The organism is Pedobacter heparinus DSM 2366 (assembly GCF_000023825.1).
Classification (GTDB): Bacteria; Bacteroidota; Bacteroidia; order Sphingobacteriales; family Sphingobacteriaceae; genus Pedobacter; species Pedobacter heparinus.
The window spans coordinates 4,286,906-4,305,998 of sequence record NC_013061.1; the positions used below are offsets into that span (position 1 = coordinate 4,286,906).

5 protein-coding genes, 4 tRNA genes and 5 rRNA genes are annotated in these 19,093 nt (G+C 44.2%); 1 reads left to right on the top strand and 13 read right to left on the bottom strand.

Going from position 1 to position 19,093, the window contains the following annotated elements; translation table 11 throughout:
- Positions 1-7: 7 nt before the first annotated feature.
- Positions 8-1,579, bottom strand: a complete 1,572-nt coding sequence (locus tag PHEP_RS17890; protein ID WP_036674243.1) for a RagB/SusD family nutrient uptake outer membrane protein — start codon at positions 1,577-1,579, stop codon at positions 8-10.
- 18 nt (positions 1,580-1,597) lie between these two features.
- Positions 1,598-4,777 (bottom strand): SusC/RagA family TonB-linked outer membrane protein, encoded by a 3,180-nt coding sequence (locus PHEP_RS17895; RefSeq protein ID WP_015809396.1) that lies wholly within the window; start codon positions 4,775-4,777, stop codon positions 1,598-1,600.
- A 282-nt stretch (positions 4,778-5,059) separates the two neighbouring features.
- On the opposite strand from PHEP_RS17895, the gene PHEP_RS17900 reads away from it, so the two are divergent.
- On the top strand, positions 5,060-6,085 hold the full coding sequence (locus PHEP_RS17900; protein WP_015809397.1) for a GntR family transcriptional regulator: 1,026 nt from the start codon (positions 5,060-5,062) through the stop codon (positions 6,083-6,085).
- Between the two features lie 83 nt (positions 6,086-6,168).
- On the opposite strand, the gene PHEP_RS17905 is transcribed toward PHEP_RS17900, so the two are convergent.
- The 11 genes from PHEP_RS17905 to PHEP_RS17955 all read right to left on the bottom strand — a co-directional run bounded on the left by PHEP_RS17905 (position 6,169) and on the right by PHEP_RS17955 (position 18,955).
- Positions 6,169-7,929, bottom strand: a complete 1,761-nt coding sequence (locus PHEP_RS17905) for a S8 family peptidase (RefSeq protein ID WP_015809398.1) — start codon at positions 7,927-7,929, stop codon at positions 6,169-6,171.
- Positions 7,930-8,110: 181 nt separating this feature from the next.
- A 5S ribosomal RNA gene (rrf, locus tag PHEP_RS17910) occupies positions 8,111-8,222 on the bottom strand.
- A gap of 139 nt (positions 8,223-8,361) precedes the next feature.
- Positions 8,362-11,240 (bottom strand): 23S ribosomal RNA (locus tag PHEP_RS17915).
- Between the two features lie 224 nt (positions 11,241-11,464).
- Positions 11,465-11,541: transfer RNA gene (locus PHEP_RS17920), tRNA-Ala, on the bottom strand.
- 18 nt (positions 11,542-11,559) lie between these two features.
- Positions 11,560-11,634, bottom strand: a tRNA-Ile gene (locus PHEP_RS17925).
- A gap of 176 nt (positions 11,635-11,810) precedes the next feature.
- Positions 11,811-13,332: ribosomal RNA gene (locus tag PHEP_RS17930) — 16S ribosomal RNA — on the bottom strand.
- The 16S, 23S and 5S rRNA genes sit together here with 2 tRNA genes alongside, the layout of an rRNA operon.
- Before the next feature lie 715 nt (positions 13,333-14,047).
- Positions 14,048-15,169, bottom strand: coding sequence for a Fic family protein (locus PHEP_RS17935; protein WP_015809399.1), 1,122 nt, complete (start codon positions 15,167-15,169; stop codon positions 14,048-14,050).
- 262 nt (positions 15,170-15,431) lie between these two features.
- Positions 15,432-15,543 (bottom strand): 5S ribosomal RNA (gene rrf / locus PHEP_RS17940).
- 139 nt (positions 15,544-15,682) lie between these two features.
- Positions 15,683-18,561: ribosomal RNA gene (locus PHEP_RS17945) — 23S ribosomal RNA — on the bottom strand.
- 224 nt (positions 18,562-18,785) lie between these two features.
- Positions 18,786-18,862, bottom strand: a tRNA-Ala gene (locus PHEP_RS17950).
- Positions 18,863-18,880: 18 nt separating this feature from the next.
- Positions 18,881-18,955 (bottom strand) — tRNA-Ile (locus tag PHEP_RS17955).
- Positions 18,956-19,093 lie beyond the last annotated feature (138 nt).

Genomic DNA, 19,093 nt, shown 5'->3' on the forward strand with positions numbered 1-19,093 from the left:
TTTGTAGTTACCATCCTGTGTTTTGTTTAATATTAGGGTTAACGGCCAGCTCGCTGTTAGGAATCGGGAACAGCACGGCCCGTTCTGTTACACGTTGTGCCTGTGCAATAGCAGGGTCTTTTAAAGCCGCAGGCATATTGGCCTGGTACTCTCTAACCTGCGCCTGCATCACAGAAGGATAAATGCCCCATCTTACAAGGTCATGTTTCCGGAGTCCTTCGAAAGCAAGCTCTCGCAGACGCTCGTTCCTGATCAGGTCCAGAAAGTCCGGCTGGGATAAACCAGCAGCAGCATCTGCCTGGACATCTGGCAGGAGTACATCTTTTCCATATCCCCTGCGCCTTACCATATTGATGGCTTTGTACGCGTCGGCAGATGGACCATTGTTTACATAATTATCAGCTTCTGCAAACATCAGCAATACATCCGCATATCTTAACAAAGGCCAGTTGGTACCGGTATAGTTTTGATTTCTTGGCAGAAGAAGTTCATACTCCCGCCTCCATTTCCCATTGCTCCTGTCGTATATCTGATCTGCCGCCCAATTGGTCTTTACCGCCGTTTGTCCGGTAGTTACATATCTGAAAGGTGCAACCGTCCAGTCCTTTCTCTGGTCGCCAGCTGCATAGGCATTGTAAAGCTTTGCAGTAGCATGCACATAATCATAACCATAGCCCATCTCAATGTTTCCACTGGTAATGCCATTATAACTGCCAATCATACCACCCTCCTGTATTTCACCCTGGTTCGTTCCTTTAAATTCGACTTCCCATAAACTTTCTCTTGTGTCAAATATTTCCTGCACATGATTGATATAGACCTGTTTAAAATCAGGGTTCAGCCCGTGCAATCCAGATAGCATTACTTTTTCTGCATAGCTTCTGGCATCAGCATATTTTGCAACATCATTTAGTGGAAAACCCGCCATAGTCAGATAAACCCTGGCCAGTATACCTTGTACTGTCGTTTTCGTAATTCGCGTATTATAGCCATAGTCAGAAACCGACTTTACCAACTCCTCTGCCTGTTTCATATCGGCCACTATACGCGCATAAATATCTTTTACAGGAGTACCCGGAAGTGGGGCTTCTTCAGGCGATTTGCTGGATTGAAGCTTTAAAGGTACCGGCCCAAACTCATCTGCCAGCATAAAATAATAGTAAGCCCTTAAAAAAAGTGCCTGCCCTTTTATTTCGTTACGCTTTTCTTCAGTTACCTTAACCGCCTTATCTATGTTCTCCAGTAACATATTTGCGCGTTCAATGCCGGTATAAATCGCTTCCCAGTGCCTGTTTAGTTCCAGGGTAGAAGCATCTACAATATTGGCATTCATTCCCGATGTCTGACTTTTCATGAAAAACTCGTCACTAAAAACCATATAGCAGGCCATACCTTGTGAATAAACCCTGTTATCGCCCAAACGGTCGTATACTCCGGCCAATGCAGATTGCAGTTCGCTTTCTGTATTGTAATAATTTATTGGTGATACAAAATCCTGTGGGGTTGTGTCCAGGATCTTTGAACATGAGGTGACAACCAGTGCCAGCATCATAGCGATATAAAATAAAGTTGTTTTCATTTGTAAAAACATTTATCGTTAAAAAGTTAGGTTCATACCAAAGGTGATGGTCCGTGCCCGTGGATACGCGCTCCAGTCAAAACCAGGTGTAAGCGAAGAATGCCGCACTGAAACTTCAGGATCCAGACCCGAATAATTCGTCCAGGTTACCAGGTTTTGTGCCGAAACATGGATGCGGACCGACTGTATCTTCAGTCTTTTCATCAGTTCGGGGGATAGGTTATAGCCAAGAGAAACCGTCTTTAAACGAAGAAATGAACCATCTTCAATATTTCTGTCAGAGAATACATTGGGGCCATAACCACCGGCAACCGGCAGCACACTATTCTGATTTTCTACAGACCATCTGTTTTCATAGGTCTTAAACATATTCAGGCTTGGTCTTGCTTCCGCTCCTTCAAATACGATCCGGTTTGCATTTAAAATATCATTACCGTACGACCACTGTAAGAAAACGTTGAGGTCGAATTGTCCATACCTGAAATTATTGGTCAATCCGCCAATGTGCAAGGGATTAGGATTACCTATGATCGTCTGGTCATTTGCGTCGACAATACCATCTCCATTGATGTCTTTGTATTTAATGAACCCTGGCTTAATCAGCGAACGTGCACTACCATTGTTAGGCACTTCCCCTTTCAGCTCGTAACTTCCGTTCGACAATACATTAAAATCGTTCAATTGGTATAGTCCATCAAAAACATAACCGTAAAATAAAGCTACCTGCCGCCCTGGCAAAGCAATATAGGGCAGTGAATTATTAAAATTGGCATTCCAGCTGGTAACCCGCGTAATCAGGCTTGGTTGGTTGCCATTCAGTTCATCAATTTTGTTCTTATTGAAGGCAATGTTGAAACTGGATGTCCAGTTAAACCGCTTTGAACTCAGGTTTACCGTATTTAGGGTAAACTCAAATCCCTTGTTTACCACAACACCTATATTTTTAAAGGCAGTAAGGTATCCTGTTGATGTAGGCAAAGAAGCATTCAGTAGTAAATCAGAGGTTCTTTTATGATAGAAATCAGCAGTAATACTCAGACGCTGGTTAAAAAAGCTGAGATCGAGTCCCGCGTCAAAACTGCCGGTAGGTTCCCATTTGAGGTCTTCATTTCCTACCCCAATTGGAACCGTTCCTTTAATGTATTGACCGTTAAAATAATAACCACTTTTGGTATTCCCGGTATTGGCACCTACTTCCATACCTAACACAGGTAGATAGGCAAAATCCGAAACCCTGTTGTTTCCGGTAATCCCATACGACAACCTCAGTTTTGCAGCAGAAATAGCTTTAATGTCCTTCAAAAATTTCTCTTCCCCTATATTCCAGGCAAAGGCCCCGGAAGGAAAATATGCCCACCTGCTTTCCGGAGCAAATTTGGAAGAGCCGTCGGCACGTAAAGATGCGGTAAATATATAGCGGGAGTTAAACGTATAATTAACCCGGCTAAGAAATGATACCAGTGTGGAATAAGTACCGGTAGTTGTTTTTGAAAGTATAGTACCCTGGCCAAGCCCTCTCACGCCCAGTACTTCATTTGGCAATAAAATAGAAACAAATCCATCCCCCTCCATACTATTCCTCTGCATGGTAAAACCACCTACAGCGTCTAAACGGTGCTTCTTGTTAAATGTTTTGTTAAAGGTGAGCAGGTTCTCGTTCAGTAAACTGCGGATATTCTGGTTTTCAAGTGAACCGTTGATACCATAGTTTTGCCCATAAACGGTCCGCGGATTTCCGGCTGCCGTATTGGAATTGTTAAAACGTTCGAACGCAAGACGAGTATCTGTCATTCCTCCACTTACCTTAAACTTAAAATACTTCAGAAAAGAATACTCCACAAAAGCATTGGCACTAAGCGATTTATTAAAAGCATACTGATACATGTTGTTGGAGTTTACCACAGGGTTGATCCTTAAATCTGTATTGGAAGCAACATCATCATCAAAAGGTTGGTCAAGGAAATTCCCATCATCCCCGCTACCCGTTACCGGCCTGTATCCCCAGGTGCTGTACATCAAATATGAACTGGCATTTCCTGCCGAACTGCTGTTTAGGTTATCACTGGTTAAATTGGCAATCTGACCTTTTTTGATTCCGTATGTATAATTGGTATTAAGGCCAATTCTTATATTTTGTCCCACACGTTGATCTATTTGAAACCGGCCCTGGTATCTTTTATATCCACCATTAATAACAATTCCATTTTGATTTAAATAAGAGCTGCTCACCGAATACTTTGTGGCCGCAGTTCCACCTCTCATAGAGAAGCTATGATTTTGCATAAATGCGTTCTGCATTACATGGTCCTGCCAGTTTATTCCCTGCTCATTCCGGTATGCATCCAGGGTTTTTCCATCCTTAAGATACAAAGCGGTAGCGGACGTCTTATTCAAGTCCAACTGATATTTCACAAACTCATAAGGGCTCATCACCTCTATCTGTTTACCTGGGTACTGATAGCCCAGCCAATTGTTATAGGTAACCACCGGCGCGCCTACCTTACCCTCCTTAGTTTTGATCATGATCACCCCATTAGCCCCCCTTGCCCCATAAATTGCCGTAGAAGATGCGTCTTTCAATATATCTATTGACTCGATATCGTCCGGATTAATGGTATTGTTATCTGGGCTTTCCAAAGGAAAGCCATCAATCACATAAAGTGGTGAGTTTGATTGGGTAATTGAATTTCCACCCCGGATGGTGATGTTACTGATACTACCCGGTTGGCCATCGCCGGATCCGACCTGTACACCAGCCACACGTCCTGCCAGGGCATCTTCAAAAGAAACCACCGGCGCCTTTTCCATATCTTTTATGTTAACAGAGCCCACTGCACCGGTAAGGTCTTTTCGCTTTACTTCCCCATAACCAATAATGACCACATCATTTAAGGACGTACTACTGGTTTCCAGTTGGATTTTATACTGATTTTGGCTGCTTACGATCACTGTTTTGCTGGTGTAGCCAATCATGGAGACCAGCAGCAAATCGCCTTCTTTGGTATTGGAAAGGCTAAAGTGGCCCTGGCCATCTGTTACCCCCGATGTAGCTTTTCCCTGAAGGACTACTTTTACGCCGGGTAAAGGACCTCCTTTTTCATCAATAACAGTTCCGGTTATGGTTTTTACCGCCTGGGCCAGACCGGCCAGCGGAATACCCAGAACCAATAACATGGTAAAAAGTAAGTTTGGTTTCATATTTATAATTTATATTTGGTTTGGTAGTATTACACGCATTCTCTTTCCCTCCACAAAAAGCCACAAAACAGATCGCTCTGGTTCTATAAATCAATCTTAAAGTGATCTAGTATGGTATGGTCTGGTCTGCTAAACAAATATAAAGCATTTTATTTCTATTAAAAAAATAAAATTTTACAAATACCTTTTTAATACTCCAAAAAAGCGTTTACATAAAATTTGATAGCTTGTCTGGTTTGGTTTGTATGGTCTATTAGTTACATTTGTCTAAATAATATCCACATGACAGAAGTTTTAACTGAAAATGCGCATCAAAAAGGTGGTCATGGTAAAATGAAATACCAGCAACTGGCCGATCATATTATGTCATTGATTGAAATTGATCAGCTCCATATCGGAGATCAGCTACCCTCGCTCAAACAACTGCAGCAACAATTAAAAATGAGTAAGGAAACTTTACTCAAAGGCCTAAATGAACTTGTAGAAAAAGGTATTGTAGAATCTGTATACAGGAAGGGATATTACGTACGCAAAAAATCTATCCATCACTCATTTCGTGTTTTTTTACTGCTCGATAAAATGAATATCCTGCGTGAGCAGTTCTATCGTACTCTTTTTAACCAATTGGAAGACCGGGCCGATATAGACATTTACTTTCACCATCATAATTACCAGGTATTTGAAAAATTAATCAAAGAAAACCTGGGAACATATACGCATTATGTCATTGCAACTTTTCTGAAGGAAAATGTAGCCCCACTCCTAAACCTAATTCCGGATAAAAAAAGAATAATCATTGATTTAAACGAACAAGGTTTATCAGGCAACTATAGCAGTATATACCAGGATTATGGTTACGACATTTACCATAGCCTTCATAAGTTAAAAGATGAATTGAAGAAATACGACCGGCTGATTTTGGTTGCACATCCCGAAGCTGTGCATGCCAGATTGGTTATTGAAGGTTTTTTACATTATTGTACGGAAATTGAACACCCTTACTTGATACAATCTGAAATTGATGAAAAGACCTTCCAGAAAGGTAATGCATATGTAACCTTTAGCAGATATGATACGGATGATGTGATGTTAATTAAACTGGCCCGAAAAAAGAAACTTAAACTCGGTAAAGATATAGGGCTGATCTCTTACAACGATACCCTGGTGAAAGAAGTACTTGAAGATGGGATCACAGTCATTTCAACAGATTTTGAAGCGATGGGTAAAACTGTAGTACAAGCAATTCTGGAAGACAAAACCATTGTAAAAAGAAACCCCACAAAAGTTATAAAACGGCATTCACTTTAACTTTAACAGTCACTGATTCCCCTGAAAAAAGCATAATTAAAGATGCTTTTACCACCTCATGACTATAGGTCGTGTCCACCGGACTATTTTGTTTTATAATGTTCTGCCAATTTTAAGGCTTCATAAGCATTAACAACACCCCCGCTTACACACAGTTCCTTAAAACTGATCCGTTCACTTTCACCCCTTGAATTTTCATGCTTTACCTTCTGCTCAACCTTAACCACAGATTTCATAATGATCTCTCTTACTTCACGCGGTTTAAGTTCAGGATAATAGCTCAAAATTAAGGCAGCCAGGCCAGAAACAACAGGAGCAGCCATACTGGTACCGTCAAACTCTTCGTACTTAGATCCCGGAACAGTTGATTTAATCATGAAACCCGGCGCAAAAACATCTACGGTATATTTGCCGTAATTAGAAAAAGACGCCTTCAAACTCGCATCGTTCTTATAAGCACTTGCACCAACCTCAATCCAGTTATTGGCATGGGGCAAATTAAACTTAGCGGTATCAATTACCGGTTTCAAGGGCAGTGTCGGCACATTACGCCCCATGCCAGGGCCTTGCTGCTGATTGGCATTCGGCCTGAACAACATTGCACTAAGGTCTGGCTTCTTATGGGCCTTTTTATAGGCTATGGCTTCCGGACTGTCATAATATTTAGTAGGATAATTTTCTTCCAGGTCATTATTCTGGTTATCATTACCGGCTGCATGTACCAGCAATACGCCTTTTTTCTCAGCATATTTAACAGCATCATCAACAACCTCCTTATTCCATTTAAAGCCTTTTCCAAAGCTCATATTAATTACTCTTGCACCATTATCTACCGCATATCTTATCCCATTGGCAACATCCTTATCGCGCTCATCACCTTCCGGCACTACTCTGATGGCCATAATACTCACATTATCGGCCACACCGTTTATGCCTATGTTGTTCTTTCTATTTGCAGCAATTATACCGGAAACATGTGTGCCATGCTCCGCATTTGGTCCGGCTACATCATTATTTCCATAAAACCGCTCTTTTGCATTCGAATAGTCATCCCCCACCAGTGCCCCACGTTCATCATATTTAGGATTTAGGTTATACTTCAGCATCACATCATACTGTTTATAAGCATCCTTCATTTCCTTGTGGAACTTCTCTATAGATCCGCTTTCCCTGGCCCCTTTCCTGATAATCTTTTTGCATTGTTCCTCTTCTTCACTGTCGGCCTTATAACGCTCAATATCTTCCAGTGAAGGAATTGCCTTATGGTTGATCTGCCCTACAGAATCCAGCACTTTATTGATCATAGCCACAACTGCAAAAGTCTGGTGTGCTTCATCGTATTTTTTTCCAAATGCCGCAGTTACCTTGGTATACAAGGCAAATTCCTCTTTTTGCGTGCTGTCCAAAATTGTTGATTTAATTGTAGACCTGTATTTTGGCTGATACTCCCTGAAAATCCTTACCAGCTCCAGATTGTCATAAGCCAGGTTCCCCTTTTTTGAGCCTATAAAATTCCAGCCATGTACATCATCCGCATATCCATTGCCATCATCATCTATGCCATTTCCTGCAATCTCCTTTTTGTTTGTCCACAGTACATCCTTCAAATCTTCATGGCTAATGTCCACTCCACCATCAATCACCGCCACAATGATCTTCTCTTTTGGCTTTCTATGCTGTAAAAGTTCAGTATATGCCTTTTCAGTACTGATACCAAAATATCCGTCTTTTATCAGGTCCAGATTATACCAGTTTGCCGGAAGCTTTACATTCTTGTCCTGCGAAAAAACTGCGGTATGCAGGAAAAAGCAGGCAATAAAAAATACTATAGATCTCAGTTTCATTGTTCAGCGCTTCTATAAATTAACGTAAAATACAATAATACGGTTTTATTGACTTCAGGATAAAGATTTAGCATATTTTAACAAACTTGGGTTTAAACAAGTTTTTGGTTTTGGCCCAGGTGTTTGGGGGGCTTGAAACAAGAAAAGCCGGTAGTCATCTGGACTACCGGCTTTCTTTAAGATTTGGCACCGACCTACTCTCCCACGTGTTACCGCAGTACCATCGGCTCTGGTGGGCTTAACTTCTCTGTTCGGAATGGGAAGAGGTGGACACCACCGATATAGGCACCTAAATATTTTTAATGTTATTCAGCTTTTATATCTTTTAGCTTTAATCCCTGATCTCAATTTCAGGAACCGCTTGATTCAGCAGGATAACAATGACATATTATTGAAAGAAGTTTTTAGGAAGAACAAACAACAGTGTTCTGCTTTTGAAAGCTTCGGATGATTAGTATTACTCGACTTTGATGTCACCACCTTTACATCTGTAACCTATCAACGTAGTAGTCTGCTACGGTCCTATATGGAATTCTCATCTCGTGGCTAGTTTCGCACTTAGATGCTTTCAGCGCTTATCTATTCCCAGCGTAGCTACTCTGCAATGCCCCTGGCGGAACAACAGATTCACTAGAGGCTAGTCCAACCCGGTCCTCTCGTACTAAGGTCAGCCCCACTCAAAATTCCTACGCCCACAACAGATAGGGACCGAACTGTCTCGCGACGTTCTGAACCCAGCTCGCGTGCCACTTTAATCGGCGAACAGCCGAACCCTTGGGACCTTCTCCAGCCCCAGGATGTGACGAGCCGACATCGAGGTGCCAAACCTCCCCGTCGATATGAGCTCTTGGGGGAGATCAGCCTGTTATCCCCAGCGTACCTTTTATCCTTTGAGCGATGGCCCTTCCATGCAGAACCACCGGATCACTATATCCGTCTTTCGACCCTGCTCGGCTTGTATGCCTCACAGTCAAGCAAGCTTATGCTATTGCACTCCTCATACGGTTACCAAGCGTATTGAGCTTACCTTTGAAAGCCTCCGTTACCTTTTTGGAGGCGACCACCCCAGTCAAACTACCCATCAAACAATGTCCTTCACTAGGTGAAGTTAGACACCGAATACAGAAAGGGTGGTATTTCAACGTTGACTCCACGATGCCTGGCGACACCGCTTCATAGTCTCCCACCTATCCTACACATCCTGTATCCAATGTCAATGTTAAATTGTAGTGAAGGTGCATGGGGTCTTTCCGTCCCGTTGCGGGTACCCGGCGTCTTCACCGGGACCACAATTTCACCGAGCTCATGGCTGAGACAGCGCCCAGATCGTTACACCATTCGTGCAGGTCGGAACTTACCCGACAAGGAATTTCGCTACCTTAGGACCGTTATAGTTACGGCCGCCGTTTACTGGGGCTTCAATTCAATGCTTCGGTTTAACCCTAACATCCCCTCTTAACCTTCCAGCACCGGGCAGGTGTCAGGCCTTATACTTCATCTTTCGATTTTGCAAAGCCATGTGTTTTTGTTAAACAGTCGCCTGGGCCTTTTCACTGCGGCTGATATTGCTACCAGCGCCCCTTCTCCCGAAGTTACAGGGCCATTTTGCCGAGTTCCTTAGCCATGATTCACTCGAGCGCCTTAGAATTCTCTTCCCGGATACCTGTGTCGGTTTGCGGTACGGGTTTTTATAACCTGAAGCTTAGCGGTTTTTCTTGGAAGTCTGATTACCTGCACTATCCACGCCCCCGAAGGTTTGCGGTACTATCAGCCTTTAGCAAGACCGGCGGATTTGCCTACCGGTCCTATACCTACAGCCTTCAACGATCTATTCCGTCAGATCGCGGCAGTGTCACTACTCCGTCCCCACATCGCAGTTATAAAAAGTACGGGAATATTAACCCGTTGTCCATCGAATATCCCTTTCGGGTTCTCCTTAGGCCCCGACTAACCCTGATCCGATTAGCGTTGATCAGGAAACCTTATCCTTTCGGCGGGCAGGTTTCTCGCCTGCCTTATCGTTACTTATGCCTACATTTGCTTTTCCAGAAGCTCCAGCAAAACTTACGTCATACCTTCGCTGCCGCTGGAATGCTCCCCTACCGTAATATTAATATTACCCATAGCTTCGGTGTACAATTTGATGCCCGTTTATTATCCATGCCCGATCGCTCGACTAGTGAGCTGTTACGCACTCTTTAAATGAATGGCTGCTTCCAAGCCAACATCCTAGCTGTCTGTGCAATCGGACCTCGTTAGTTCAACTTAACTGTAACTTGGGGACCTTAGCTGATGGTCTGGGTTCTTTCCCTCTCGGCGCGTGACCTTAGCACCCCGCGCCTCACTGCCGTGTATATTAAATAGCATTCGGAGTTTGTCTGGATTTGGTAGGATTTGACTCCCCCGCACCCAATCAGTAGCTCTACCTCTATTTAACTCTACCACGACGCTGTTCCTAAAAACATTTCGGGGAGTACGAGCTATTTCCCAGTTTGATTAGCCTTTCACCCCTACCCACAGATCATCCGGAAACTTTTCAACGTTTATCGGTTCGGTCCTCCAGTACGTGTTACCGCACCTTCAACCTGTCCATGGGTAGATCACAAGGTTTCGCGTCTACCTCCCCTGACTATACGCCCTATTCAGACTCGCTTTCGCTTCGGATCCGTGTCTTAAACACTTAACCTTGCCAGAGAAGAGTAACTCGTAGGCTCATTATGCAAAAGGCACGCCGTCACGCCACCTGGACGCTCCGACCGCTTGTAAGCACACAGTTTCAGGTTCTATTTCACTCCCCTGTTCGGGGTTCTTTTCACCTTTCCCTCACGGTACTGGTTCACTATCGGTCTCTCAGGAGTATTTAGCCTTACCGGATGGTGCCGGCAGATTCCCACAAGGCGTCTCCGACCTCGCGGTACTCAGGATACTACTAGACTAATGGTACTTACGTGTACGAGGCTCTCACTCTATTTTGCCAGGCTTCCCATCCTGTTCCACTTCATTGCATTATAATCATATCGTAGTCCTACAACCCCAGTCTTGCCGTAACAAGGCTGGTTTGGGCTCTTTCCCTTTCGCTCGCCACTACTTAGGAAATCATTATTATTTTCTCTTCCTCTGCTTACTTAGATGTTTCAGTTCGGCAGGTTTGCGTACTTTGTACGACTAGTCTTCAACTAGCCAGGTTTCCCCATTCAGAAATCTACGGATCAATTCATATTTGCTAATCCCCGTAGCTTATCGCAGCTTATCACGTCTTTCATCGCCTCTGAGAGCCAAGGCATCCCCTGTGTGCTCTTATTTACTTTCTTCTCTCCATAGCCTTTTGCGCCTATGGAAATGCTTTTTTTGATTTGTTGTTAAACCTTCAGTTGGTTTGTCGTAATTGCTTACTTCATCCCTTCATCCAATCAAACAACGTCTCTATTGTTGTTTGCTCTTCTTTTTAACTTCTTCCAATATGTCAAAGAACTTTTCTATCCCGGGTTGCATTCCTGCTACCTATTTCTGTACCTTTTATCTTAGGCACCGGTGATGGTGGAGAATAACGGAGTCGAACCGTTGACCTCCTGCGTGCAAGGCAGGCGCTCTAGCCAGCTGAGCTAATCCCCCTTAAGATTATTCTTAATGTAGTCCCGAGCAGATTTGAACTGCTGACCCCTACATTATCAGTGTAGTGCTCTAACCAAACTGAGCTACGGGACTATGGATTCCTTAAGGTTTATGAGTACTGATTTCTCATTTTCACAAATCTTTTGATCTACTCATGTCCCCTTTTCAGTATGGAGCACTAAACCATGCTTCATCCTATGGGTTGTCTTGTTTTGAGATATATAGTCATTTATATCATTTAGCGTAGCGAGTAGTCAAACCTACTCCAGAAAGGAGGTATTCCAGCCGCACCTTCCGGTACGGCTACCTTGTTACGACTTAGCCCCAGTTATCGGTTTTACCCTAGGACGCTCCTTGCGGTTACGTACTTTAGGTACCCCCAACTTCCATGGCTTGACGGGCGGTGTGTACAAGGCCCGGGAACGTATTCACCGCGTCATTGCTGATACGCGATTACTAGCGAATCCAACTTCAAGAGGTCGAGTTGCAGACCTCTATCCGAACTGTGAATGGCTTTTTGAGATTCGCTTGCTGTTGCCAGCTTGCTGCCCTCTGTACCATCCATTGTAGCACGTGTGTAGCCCCGGACGTAAGGGCCATGATGACTTGACGTCGTCCCCTCCTTCCTCTCTGTTTGCACAGGCAGTCTGTTTAGAGTCCCCACCTTAACGTGCTGGCAACTAAACATAGGGGTTGCGCTCGTTGCGGGACTTAACCCAACACCTCACGGCACGAGCTGACGACAGCCATGCAGCACCTAGTTTCGTGTGATTGCTCACTTAAATATCTCTATCTAATTCACTAACTTTCAAGCCCGGGTAAGGTTCCTCGCGTATCATCGAATTAAACCACATGCTCCTCCGCTTGTGCGGGCCCCCGTCAATTCCTTTGAGTTTCACCCTTGCGGGCGTACTCCCCAGGTGGAATACTTAACGCTTTCGCTTAGCCGCTAACTGTATATCGCTAACAGCGAGTATTCATCGTTTAGGGCGTGGACTACCAGGGTATCTAATCCTGTTTGATCCCCACGCTTTCGTGCCTCAGCGTCAATCACACCATAGTAAGCTGCCTTCGCAATCGGTGTTCTGTGACATATCTATGCATTTCACCGCTACTTGTCACATTCCGCCTACCTCTAGTGTATTCAAGCCCGTCAGTATCAAGGGCACTGCGATAGTTGAGCTACCGTCTTTCACCCCTGACTTAACAGGCCGCCTACGCACCCTTTAAACCCAATAAATCCGGATAACGCTTGGATCCTCCGTATTACCGCGGCTGCTGGCACGGAGTTAGCCGATCCTTATTCCTTCGGTACATTCAGCTACTTACACGTAAGTAGGTTTATTCCCGAATAAAAGCAGTTTACGACCCAGAGGGCTGTCTTCCTGCACGCGGCATGGCTGGTTCAGAGTTCCCTCCATTGACCAATATTCCTTACTGCTGCCTCCCGTAGGAGTCTGGTCCGTGTCTCAGTACCAGTGTGGGGGGTCATCCTCTCAGATCCCCTAGTCATCGTCGCCTTGGTGGGCCGTTACCCCGCCAACTAGCTAATGACACGCATGCCCATCTTAATCCTATAAATATTTGAACATTGGATAATGCTATCCTGTGTTTTTATGCGGTGTTAATCCGAATTTCTTCGGGCTATCCCCCTGATTAAGGTAGGTTGCATACGCGTTACGCACCCGTGCGCCACTTTCATAAGGAGCAAGCCCCTTAATCTCGTTCGACTTGCATGTATTAGGCCTGCCGCTAGCGTTCATCCTGAGCCAGGATCAAACTCTCCATTGTAAATGTGTTGTTTGAACGCTGACCATTCTTAACTTAATTAATAATAGTCTTATTCTAATTGTATTGTCCAGTTAGAATTCAACTCGAAAAAATAGCTCCGTATTCATGTACTTTGAAATCGTACTATCTTACCTCGCTACGCTTTATAAATGACATCTCTTTAATGAACTTCTCGAATCGCCTCACGGGTCTCCTGTATATATCTTCGCTTCCTTTTTCAGTTTCGGCCTGGTCTTATTATTCCAGATCTCTGTTTCAAATCTCAGCGCTTCAATCTTTTTTATTCCCCTGATCAACTCCGTCAATCAGGCTCCCTGTGTTTGGGATTGCAAAGGTAGAAATCTTTTTAGTATTGTCAAGCTTTTTTTAAAACTTTTTTTCCTTTTTTTCTCATGGCGTTAAACCAGTCCTAAAGAAATACAAATCTCTACTCATCATCTCCTCAAATCAACCTCCTAAACATCAACCTCACCTTTTCCCTTCCTCCGAAGCGGGTTGCAAAAGTAGGAAAATTATCAACCCAATCAAACTATATCACACCATTAAATCAACTTTTATCCTAACTGCCTTAATTACAATCAGAAAAATTGAAAAAAACAGCCAGATTATTTAGCCCTTAACCCTTACATCAGTTATTTCTTCCTTTCTTCATACACCTGCTCCTTTAAAAAAACAGGTTCTTGATTATAAAAACAACAGAATTATAATGACCAGATCATTCAGAAAGTATCCTGTAGAGTTCCAGATTCAGGTAATAACTTCCGCCCTGGATCATTCTTTTTTCAAGAATACCCATGTTGGCCAGTTGGTCCAAATACTTTCTTGCCGTATTTTCCGAATACAATCCCGAATTGGTGAAATGTTTTACCCTGGTAAAGGGCTGCGTAAACAAAGCATTGACCAGAGATTCAGGCCTGGAAATATTTCCATCTTCAACAATAGCATCAAGGATGGCTTCTTTAGCTGATATGATGTCATTGATTTTATTGTAGGTAAGGTTAGAAGTTACTTCAACAGCCTTTAATATATATAACAACCAGCTTTTCCAGTTCCCCCTTTGTGTAACTCCCGCCAGTCCGGCATAATATTCCTCTTTATGTTCCATAATATAGCTGCTCAGGAATAAAATAGGATAATCCAGCAAGCCTTTTTTGGTCAGATAATGAATGTTAAAAATTCTGCCCGTTCGCCCATTTCCATCCCTGAAAGGATGTATAGCTTCGAACTGAAAATGTCCGATGGCCATTTTCAGTAAGGGATCTAAGGGATACTTTTGATCATCATTCAAAAAATCGGTTAAGTTGTTCAGTTTATCTTCAATGATTCCCTTGCCCCTGGGCGGGGTATAAAATGCCTTCCCTGCATTTGGCCCAGTACCACCTTCTTTAATGTATATCTGGGCAATGGGTGTTCTTATGCCATCATTAAACTGGCTAACTACCCTGTACATTTTTATAAAATAGTGTGCATCGAAAATCTGGTTTTCCTGTAAATATTGATAACCCAGCCATAAAGCTTCCCTGTAATTAAGGATTTCCTTTGCCGGCCCATCCAGCTGTTTTGCCTGGTCCTCACTATAGGCTTTATACAGTTCATCATCTGTAGTAAATATATTTTCAATTGCACTGGAAGCCTTAGCCTCCTGTAAACTGATAGAGTTGATCAGCAAGCCCTGATTGGGTATGGCTATACTTCTTCCCTGCAATCTGCCCAGTGCCGCTTTTGCATTGCCAAGCTGGCTATAGATTTCCAGGTCTTCATAAAGCTTAGGGTCTAAAGGAAGATCGGGTAAATCGTTCCAGGGTTTATTTCGGTCCGAGTTAATGCGATAAGTCATATTTCAAATATACATAAAAGCCAGTAACTCACCTTAAAATTATTGAGTTTTTAAGGTTAAGTGCAATTCTTACCTTAAAATATCTTCAAGCAGACAGAGCTACCTCAACATTTATAAGGTTTTCAGGTCATTCGCGATCTGTTGAGCAGAAGGGGGTATTGTAATTTGGAGGTTTAAACAAGTTTTTGGTTTTGGCCCAGGTGTTTGGGGGGCTTGAAACAAGAAAAGCCGGTAGTCATCTGGACTACCGGCTTTCTTTAAGATTTGGCACCGACCTACTCTCCCACGTGTTACCGCAGTACCATCGGCTCTGGTGGGCTTAACTTCTCTGTTCGGAATGGGAAGAGGTGGACACCACCGATATAGGCACCTAAATATTTTTAATGTTATTCAGCTTTTATATCTTTTAGCTTTAATCCCTGATCTCAATTTCAGGAACCGCTTGATTCAGCAGGATAACAATGACATATTATTGAAAGAAGTTTTTAGGAAGAACAAACAACAGTGTTCTGCTTTTGAAAGCTTCGGATGATTAGTATTACTCGACTTTGATGTCACCACCTTTACATCTGTAACCTATCAACGTAGTAGTCTGCTACGGTCCTATATGGAATTCTCATCTCGTGGCTAGTTTCGCACTTAGATGCTTTCAGCGCTTATCTATTCCCAGCGTAGCTACTCTGCAATGCCCCTGGCGGAACAACAGATTCACTAGAGGCTAGTCCAACCCGGTCCTCTCGTACTAAGGTCAGCCCCACTCAAAATTCCTACGCCCACAACAGATAGGGACCGAACTGTCTCGCGACGTTCTGAACCCAGCTCGCGTGCCACTTTAATCGGCGAACAGCCGAACCCTTGGGACCTTCTCCAGCCCCAGGATGTGACGAGCCGACATCGAGGTGCCAAACCTCCCCGTCGATATGAGCTCTTGGGGGAGATCAGCCTGTTATCCCCAGCGTACCTTTTATCCTTTGAGCGATGGCCCTTCCATGCAGAACCACCGGATCACTATATCCGTCTTTCGACCCTGCTCGGCTTGTATGCCTCACAGTCAAGCAAGCTTATGCTATTGCACTCCTCATACGGTTACCAAGCGTATTGAGCTTACCTTTGAAAGCCTCCGTTACCTTTTTGGAGGCGACCACCCCAGTCAAACTACCCATCAAACAATGTCCTTCACTAGGTGAAGTTAGACACCGAATACAGAAAGGGTGGTATTTCAACGTTGACTCCACGATGCCTGGCGACACCGCTTCATAGTCTCCCACCTATCCTACACATCCTGTATCCAATGTCAATGTTAAATTGTAGTGAAGGTGCATGGGGTCTTTCCGTCCCGTTGCGGGTACCCGGCGTCTTCACCGGGACCACAATTTCACCGAGCTCATGGCTGAGACAGCGCCCAGATCGTTACACCATTCGTGCAGGTCGGAACTTACCCGACAAGGAATTTCGCTACCTTAGGACCGTTATAGTTACGGCCGCCGTTTACTGGGGCTTCAATTCAATGCTTCGGTTTAACCCTAACATCCCCTCTTAACCTTCCAGCACCGGGCAGGTGTCAGGCCTTATACTTCATCTTTCGATTTTGCAAAGCCATGTGTTTTTGTTAAACAGTCGCCTGGGCCTTTTCACTGCGGCTGATATTGCTACCAGCGCCCCTTCTCCCGAAGTTACAGGGCCATTTTGCCGAGTTCCTTAGCCATGATTCACTCGAGCGCCTTAGAATTCTCTTCCCGGATACCTGTGTCGGTTTGCGGTACGGGTTTTTATAACCTGAAGCTTAGCGGTTTTTCTTGGAAGTCTGATTACCTGCACTATCCACGCCCCCGAAGGTTTGCGGTACTATCAGCCTTTAGCAAGACCGGCGGATTTGCCTACCGGTCCTATACCTACAGCCTTCAACGATCTATTCCGTCAGATCGCGGCAGTGTCACTACTCCGTCCCCACATCGCAGTTATAAAAAGTACGGGAATATTAACCCGTTGTCCATCGAATATCCCTTTCGGGTTCTCCTTAGGCCCCGACTAACCCTGATCCGATTAGCGTTGATCAGGAAACCTTATCCTTTCGGCGGGCAGGTTTCTCGCCTGCCTTATCGTTACTTATGCCTACATTTGCTTTTCCAGAAGCTCCAGCAAAACTTACGTCATACCTTCGCTGCCGCTGGAATGCTCCCCTACCGTAATATTAATATTACCCATAGCTTCGGTGTACAATTTGATGCCCGTTTATTATCCATGCCCGATCGCTCGACTAGTGAGCTGTTACGCACTCTTTAAATGAATGGCTGCTTCCAAGCCAACATCCTAGCTGTCTGTGCAATCGGACCTCGTTAGTTCAACTTAACTGTAACTTGGGGACCTTAGCTGATGGTCTGGGTTCTTTCCCTCTCGGCGCGTGACCTTAGCACCCCGCGCCTCACTGCCGTGTATATTAAATAGCATTCGGAGTTTGTCTGGATTTGGTAGGATTTGACTCCCCCGCACCCAATCAGTAGCTCTACCTCTATTTAACTCTACCACGACGCTGTTCCTAAAAACATTTCGGGGAGTACGAGCTATTTCCCAGTTTGATTAGCCTTTCACCCCTACCCACAGATCATCCGGAAACTTTTCAACGTTTATCGGTTCGGTCCTCCAGTACGTGTTACCGCACCTTCAACCTGTCCATGGGTAGATCACAAGGTTTCGCGTCTACCTCCCCTGACTATACGCCCTATTCAGACTCGCTTTCGCTTCGGATCCGTGTCTTAAACACTTAACCTTGCCAGAGAAGAGTAACTCGTAGGCTCATTATGCAAAAGGCACGCCGTCACGCCACCTGGACGCTCCGACCGCTTGTAAGCACACAGTTTCAGGTTCTATTTCACTCCCCTGTTCGGGGTTCTTTTCACCTTTCCCTCACGGTACTGGTTCACTATCGGTCTCTCAGGAGTATTTAGCCTTACCGGATGGTGCCGGCAGATTCCCACAAGGCGTCTCCGACCTCGCGGTACTCAGGATACTACTAGACTAATGGTACTTACGTGTACGAGGCTCTCACTCTATTTTGCCAGGCTTCCCATCCTGTTCCACTTCATTGCATTATAATCATATCGTAGTCCTACAACCCCAGTCTTGCCGTAACAAGGCTGGTTTGGGCTCTTTCCCTTTCGCTCGCCACTACTTAGGAAATCATTATTATTTTCTCTTCCTCTGCTTACTTAGATGTTTCAGTTCGGCAGGTTTGCGTACTTTGTACGACTAGTCTTCAACTAGCCAGGTTTCCCCATTCAGAAATCTACGGATCAATTCATATTTGCTAATCCCCGTAGCTTATCGCAGCTTATCACGTCTTTCATCGCCTCTGAGAGCCAAGGCATCCCCTGTGTGCTCTTATTTACTTTCTTCTCTCCATAGCCTTTTGCGCCTATGGAAATGCTTTTTTTGATTTGTTGTTAAACCTTCAGTTGGTTTGTCGTAATTGCTTACTTCATCCCTTCATCCAATCAAACAACGTCTCTATTGTTGTTTGCTCTTCTTTTTAACTTCTTCCAATATGTCAAAGAACTTTTCTATCCCGGGTTGCATTCCTGCTACCTATTTCTGTACCTTTTATCTTAGGCACCGGTGATGGTGGAGAATAACGGAGTCGAACCGTTGACCTCCTGCGTGCAAGGCAGGCGCTCTAGCCAGCTGAGCTAATCCCCCTTAAGATTATTCTTAATGTAGTCCCGAGCAGATTTGAACTGCTGACCCCTACATTATCAGTGTAGTGCTCTAACCAAACTGAGCTACGGGACTATGGATTCCTTAAGGTTTATGAGTACTGATTTCTCATTTTCACAAATCTTTTGATCTACTCATGTCCCCTTTTCAGTATGGAGCACTAAACCATGCTTCATCCTATGGGTTGTCTTGTTTTGAGATATATAGTCATTT

Bases quoted from the DNA above. Each gene is read 5' to 3' on its own strand.
- PHEP_RS17890 (WP_036674243.1), bottom strand. From the start codon at position 1,579: ATGAAAACAACTTTATTTTATATCGCTATGATGCTGGCACTGGTTGTC.
- PHEP_RS17895 (WP_015809396.1), bottom strand. From the start codon at position 4,777: ATGAAACCAAACTTACTTTTTACCATGTTATTGGTTCTGGGTATTCCG.
- PHEP_RS17900 (WP_015809397.1), top strand. From the start codon at position 5,060: ATGACAGAAGTTTTAACTGAAAATGCGCATCAAAAAGGTGGTCATGGT.
- PHEP_RS17905 (WP_015809398.1), bottom strand. From the start codon at position 7,929: ATGAAACTGAGATCTATAGTATTTTTTATTGCCTGCTTTTTCCTGCAT.
- PHEP_RS17935 (WP_015809399.1), bottom strand. From the start codon at position 15,169: ATGACTTATCGCATTAACTCGGACCGAAATAAACCCTGGAACGATTTA.